The sequence below is a fragment of the Hyphomicrobiales bacterium genome, assembly GCA_039973685.1.
Lineage (GTDB): Bacteria > Pseudomonadota > Alphaproteobacteria > Rhizobiales > JACESI01 > JACESI01.
Map to the genome: position 1 here is coordinate 1 of JBDWKL010000052.1, position 5111 is coordinate 5111.

The 5111-nt window shown below is 50.6% G+C and carries 6 protein-coding genes; 4 read left to right on the top strand and 2 right to left on the bottom strand.

Annotation, left to right across the window (positions count from 1 at the left end; translation table 11 throughout):
* Both ABJO30_14380 and ABJO30_14385 read left to right on the top strand, forming a co-directional pair.
* The coding region (locus tag ABJO30_14380) for an L-serine ammonia-lyase, iron-sulfur-dependent, subunit alpha (GenBank protein ID MEP3234008.1) at positions 1–132 on the top strand (132 nt) is incomplete at its 5' end.
* 137 nt (positions 133–269) lie between these two features.
* On the top strand, positions 270–1187 hold the full coding sequence (locus tag ABJO30_14385) for a DMT family transporter (protein ID MEP3234009.1): 918 nt from the start codon (positions 270–272) through the stop codon (positions 1185–1187).
* On the opposite strand, the gene ABJO30_14390 is transcribed toward ABJO30_14385, so the two are convergent.
* The gene (locus tag ABJO30_14390; GenBank protein MEP3234010.1) at positions 1129–1824 is read right to left on the bottom strand and encodes a thiamine diphosphokinase; all 696 of its coding nucleotides are present in this window, start codon (positions 1822–1824) and stop codon (positions 1129–1131) included. The genes ABJO30_14385 and ABJO30_14390 overlap by 59 nt on opposite strands.
* Before the next feature lie 157 nt (positions 1825–1981).
* On the opposite strand from ABJO30_14390, the gene ABJO30_14395 reads away from it, so the two are divergent.
* Together ABJO30_14395 and ABJO30_14400 are read left to right on the top strand one after the other, a co-directional pair.
* The gene (locus ABJO30_14395) at positions 1982–2188 is read left to right on the top strand and encodes a hypothetical protein (protein ID MEP3234011.1); all 207 of its coding nucleotides are present in this window, start codon (positions 1982–1984) and stop codon (positions 2186–2188) included.
* A 137-nt stretch (positions 2189–2325) separates the two neighbouring features.
* Positions 2326–4398: a hypothetical protein gene (locus tag ABJO30_14400; GenBank protein MEP3234012.1), complete on the top strand. Its 2073-nt coding sequence runs from the start codon at positions 2326–2328 to the stop codon at positions 4396–4398.
* A gap of 85 nt (positions 4399–4483) precedes the next feature.
* Here the strand turns inward: ABJO30_14400 and ABJO30_14405 are convergent, their stop codons facing one another.
* Positions 4484–5035: a hypothetical protein gene (locus ABJO30_14405; protein MEP3234013.1), complete on the bottom strand. Its 552-nt coding sequence runs from the start codon at positions 5033–5035 to the stop codon at positions 4484–4486.
* Positions 5036–5111: the final 76 nt, after the last annotated feature.

The window sequence follows — 5111 nt, forward strand, 5'->3', positions numbered from 1 at the left end:
CGCGGCGACGGCACGCATCTCGTTCCCTTAGACGCTTGCATAGAAACAATGCGCCAAACCGGCGAAGACATGTCTGCCAAGTATAAAGAGACATCCTTGGGTGGGTTGGCCGTAAACGTGCCCAACTGCTGAGCGCCATAAATGTGTTCTACTCGTTAACAGAGCGACAAACGCAGTGACGCCAAATAGCACCAGTGCTGTTCTAAAAAACGATAACGCCGTACGATCTATGCGTTGCTCATCAAAAACTGTTACCTTAGCGTGACCTCATGACCCATGATAAACCTCTTCTCGGTATTCTCCTTATGCTCGGTTTTTGTATCGTCGCACCTTTTGGCGACGCGGTTGCGAAAATTCTTGGCCAGTCAATTCCACTTGGTGAGCTGCTGCTCGTCCGTTTTGCCGTACAAGCCATCATCCTCATTCCTTTGGTTTGGTTCTCCAAACGCGCGTGGAAGATGCAGGGCAGAGTCCTAAAATTCACCTTTATCAGAACCCTGATGCACATCGTTGGAATTGGCATGATGGTGACGGCCTTGCAGTATTTGCCGCTTGCCGATGCCGTCGCAATCGCTTTTGTCATGCCCTTTATCATGCTTGTTCTTGGTAAATATGTTTTGGGCGAAGAGGTCGGAAGCCGCAGGTTGGCCGCATGTGTTGTCGGGTTTATCGGCACGTTGCTTGTGATCCAGCCGAGTTTTTCTCAGGTTGGTTTGCCCGCGTTGCTCCCCCTTGGTGTCGCGGTTAATTTCTCCTTCTTTATGCTGATCACACGGCAAATCGCAAAAGAGACCGATCCCATCAGCCTGCAGGCCGTCAGCGGCGTTATGGCTGTGTTTATCATGGTTCCAATCCTAGCATTGACTTCGAGTATGGAGATTGATGCCCTGTCTCTTATCATGCCAAACAGTTTCGAATTTAGCTTGCTTTTGAGTATCGGCCTACTCGGCACTTTGGCCCACTTGTTGATGACATGGTCCTTGCGGTTTGCACCATCAGCAACCCTAGCCCCCATGCAATATCTCGAAATTCCAATTGCAACTGTAATAGGTCTTTTCGTATTCAAGGAATTCCCAAACGGCTTGGCAAGTCTCGGTATCGCCATCACCGTTGCCGCCGGCGTTTATATTATTCTTCGGGAACGGGCCATGTCTCGTGAACTGGAAGGGACGCCAGAACCTGCGTAATAGCGCCGATCAAACGACGGGGCACGATACACAACATTCCCGGCCCTGACATCGCAAGCGTCACCTCGCCATATGCGCGATTAAGTGTTCCAATCTGCCTGTTTGGCGAAAACACCAACCCATCAATCGGCCATTCTAACCCCGTCGATTTGCCCGTGATTTCAGACATTGGGAAAAGCGAAACGGTTTCCCCCTCTAGCGTTGGAATTGTAATGTGAGGTGGGCAATGAAACACAATTTCCTCAGGCCCAAGAATAATACAGGGGCGTTCGCTACGCACGACCAGCGTGTGCAATGCCCCCATTTGATGGTCGATACGTGCCCCACTAAAGCCAACAGCAATAACCACTGGCGCTGAAATATTGCGCAAACACTTGTCAAAATCAGTACTATTTTGCTCAACAATATGATGATGGCGATCTACAGGGATTTTCGAAAGCGTATCAGATGTCACAGAATCGAAATCACCAATCACTGCCGCCGGAATAATTCCCGCCGCGACAGCCACATTCGCGCCACCATCCGCAGCTACGCAGGTCGGCGCAATTTTTAAGGCAAGACTCAAATCATCGGGTCCGACATTCCCACCGCCTATAAGAGCAATTGGGGCAAGACTATGTACAACAGGGCTTTTCATAAGGAAGTTAACGCTCTTTAGGAAATCCAACACAATGCCGCCAAGTCAACACAATGTCGCCATGAAATAATACCTTAATGGAGAGAGATTCGGGCCTCTTTGGCCCTTGGTAACATTGTAAACATCAACCTGCAAAACCGCAGAGGACGAGTATCCCATGAAGAGTAATGATAAAATTTTGACAGTTTCCTACGGCACATTCTCATGCACGCTGGAGGGTTTCGACGACTCTTTCGGCACTATGAAGGACATCGCAGAATATTTCCGAGACCTTGCATCTGATGACAGATACTTTGGTGCCGAACCGCCACAACCTGACGCAGAGATATTGGGGCAAGACTATATGCAACCGCGCGTTTCATAGGGAAATCAAGCGCTTTTTAGGAAACCCAACACAATATAGCCACGAAATGATACCTTAATGGGCACAGATTCGAGCCTCTTTCGCCCTTAGTGATATCGTAAACATCAACCTGCAAAACCGCAGAGGACGAGCATCCTATGATGAGTAATAATAAAATCCTAACGGTTTCCTACGGCACCTTTTCATGCACGCTGGAGGGTTTCGACGACTCCTTCGGCACTATGAAGGTCATCGCAGAATATTTCCGCGACCTTGCACATGAGGACAGATACTTTGGTGCCCAACCGCCACAACCTGACGCAGAGATGTTGTCTCGTATCGCGCAGAAAGAGACCTCGCGCCGTGTCGAAGTCCGCGAACATGAGGGACAGATCGTCTTAAGTGCCGCAGAAACGGCAGAGGTCATACAAGACGATCCACCTGCTCCCGCCCCAAAAACAAACCTCAAAGCCGAAGCGCTAATCGCAGCTGAAGCTGCTCGTGCTGCGCAGGCCACAGCCAAAGCAGATGCCCACGTCGCTGAGGAAGTTCGTATCAAAGAGGCACAAGAAACCGCTGAACACGAAGAGCTGAAGCGTCTTGAAGCTGAGCGTGCTGAAACAGAACGTCTGGAAGCGGAACGTCAAGAAGCCGAGCCCGAAGCTGACAAAGAAGCGCAAGACGTCGTTCCATCACGTGACCTTGCTGCTGAAATGCCGGAAGCCGATGCCTTTTTTGCGCCAAGCACTCCGGAACTCGCTGAAGATGATGCGAATGACGCACCTCTGCCGCAGGCAGAAACCGCTCAAAGCGACAGCATTGCCGCTAAGCTACAGCGCATCCGCGCAGTGGTATCCCAAGCCGAGACAGAGAACGATGATGATGATTTCTCAGAAGATCAGCATGCAGATGTCCTAGACACACAAACTTCAGAAATTGCTGAAGAAGTTGTCGAAGCAGCGGTCGACGTTGCCGATGTTACGGAAGCGGAAGTAGAATCCGCAAAAGCAACTGATACCGCCGTCGAAGATTTCGACATCTCAAACTTCAGTGTCGATGCCGAAGAAACATCTGAAGATACTGTAGCGACCATCGAAACCGTTCAAGCAGAAGCAATCGCTGACATTAAGGCTGCAAGCGATGCAGATGACGTTACCGATGCAGCTGAGGATGTCGCCTATGATGACAACGATAGGTCATCGATCCTTGCCCGCCTTGAAAGCCGCAATGTGGATATCGACGAGGCCACATTGGCTGATATCTCTGAGAGTGAAGAGGTTTCAACCGAAGATGATGTTGCAGCTCAACGGGTTGCGCGTGTGATCAAGGTCAAACGCGCCGATCTCGAAGCTGCAATCGCTCAAGATGATCTTGAAGAAATCGACGACGACGCATCATTTGAAGATGAAGCTTGGGACCTTGGCGAAACAACGCTGACTGATACGGATGAAGCAGAACTTGCCCGCGATTTGGCCAGTGTAGAAGCTGACATCGAAGATCTTGATGACATTTCCTTGTTCAGTGACGCTACATTCGAAGAGGCATCAACCCCTCCAGAGATTGACGAGAGCGAAGATGATGATGATGATGATCTGTCTCGCCTCTTGGCCAAAACCGATCAAAAGATGAACAATGAAGAAGGTAAACAAAGCCGCGATGCCTTTGCACATCTACGTGCCGCGGTCGCCGCTAAAAATGCGGATTCTGCCCTTGATACGCCATCCGCTGAGGAAGAAGACCCATACCGCACTGATTTGGCGACAACGGTGGAACCACCTCGTTCATCAGCACAGACCAATCCCTCTGAGGGTTCACAACCCGTTGCAAGCGCAGCTCCTTTGAAGCTGGTTGTAGAACAACGTGTAGATGCCAGTTCCGAAGACACTGGAGAGCCAGTTCAACCTAGCCCTGCCGCCCTGCAAGACGCTAAGCCCAACAGAGAACCAAGCAACTTTAGTGAGTTTGCCGAAGATATGGGCGCAAGCGAACTGCCTGACTTGTTGGAAGCCGCCGCGTCTTACATGTCATTTGTTGAGGGTCACGAGCAATTCTCACGCCCACAATTGATGAACGCTGTGCGCAGCATCGAGGCAGAAGGCTTCAACCGCGAAGAGGGTCTTCGTTCTTTCGGTAAGCTTTTGCGTGACGGCAAGATCGAAAAGACCAAAGGCGGACGCTTTACCGCGACAAGCGACATCGGTTTCCAACCCGCTGCCCGCGCAGTAGGTTAATTAAAACCAAACAAAGCTATAGGGCGGTGCCATCGCGTACCGCCCTTTTTCGTTTCTGCGATAGTTGGAACGTTACCGTTTCAGTTCAACCCGTTAGCGCGCTTGGCGACTGTTCGGTGAAAACGCGAATGTAATCGCCTGGCGATGAGCCCGCCCAATACACCCACAATTTGTTCGGATCGGCTGAATCGACCCAAACTTGGTCGCCTTCTTCCAGCCCGCGCAGTTCTGCACTGATGTAATTCACGGTGGTGTTGGCAAGGAAATCGGTGTTGGCCATCGTATTGCGAAACGCGGCGATTCCCAAGATTGGCGCATCAAAATAGACATAACCGTACTGAATGCCTGAAAGGCTATCAAAAAAAACGTAATGGCTCGCCACAACAGTGCCTTGTGGGATCAACCCGTTGCTCCCGCCAATATCAACGCGAATGGGTTCTGTCAGGGTGATGTTTTGATCTTCATCAAAGCCATAAAGGTTGTCGTCATCGAACGTATCAAACCCCACATCAAAAGGCTCGTCCGTTCCCAATTTGACGAACTCGCCCTGCCCGTTTTGGCGTAAAATCTCACCATCTAAAATAAAGGAATGCGCTGGCGTCACCGCAAGCAGCAGCGTCGTTGCCAATTTCCACATGCGTTTTCTCCCCTGAACACCCACGCGAACACCTTAGCCAGCAACGTGCTTGGCGCACTAGTGCCTTTTCTATGCT

Coding starts and splice junctions, on each gene's coding strand:
- ABJO30_14385 (MEP3234009.1), top strand. CDS start 270: ATGACCCATGATAAACCTCTTCTCGGTATTCTCCTTATGCTCGGTTTT.
- ABJO30_14390 (MEP3234010.1), bottom strand. CDS start 1,824: ATGAAAAGCCCTGTTGTACATAGTCTTGCCCCAATTGCTCTTATAGGC.
- ABJO30_14395 (MEP3234011.1), top strand. CDS start 1,982: ATGAAGAGTAATGATAAAATTTTGACAGTTTCCTACGGCACATTCTCA.
- ABJO30_14400 (MEP3234012.1), top strand. CDS start 2,326: ATGATGAGTAATAATAAAATCCTAACGGTTTCCTACGGCACCTTTTCA.
- ABJO30_14405 (MEP3234013.1), bottom strand. CDS start 5,035: ATGTGGAAATTGGCAACGACGCTGCTGCTTGCGGTGACGCCAGCGCAT.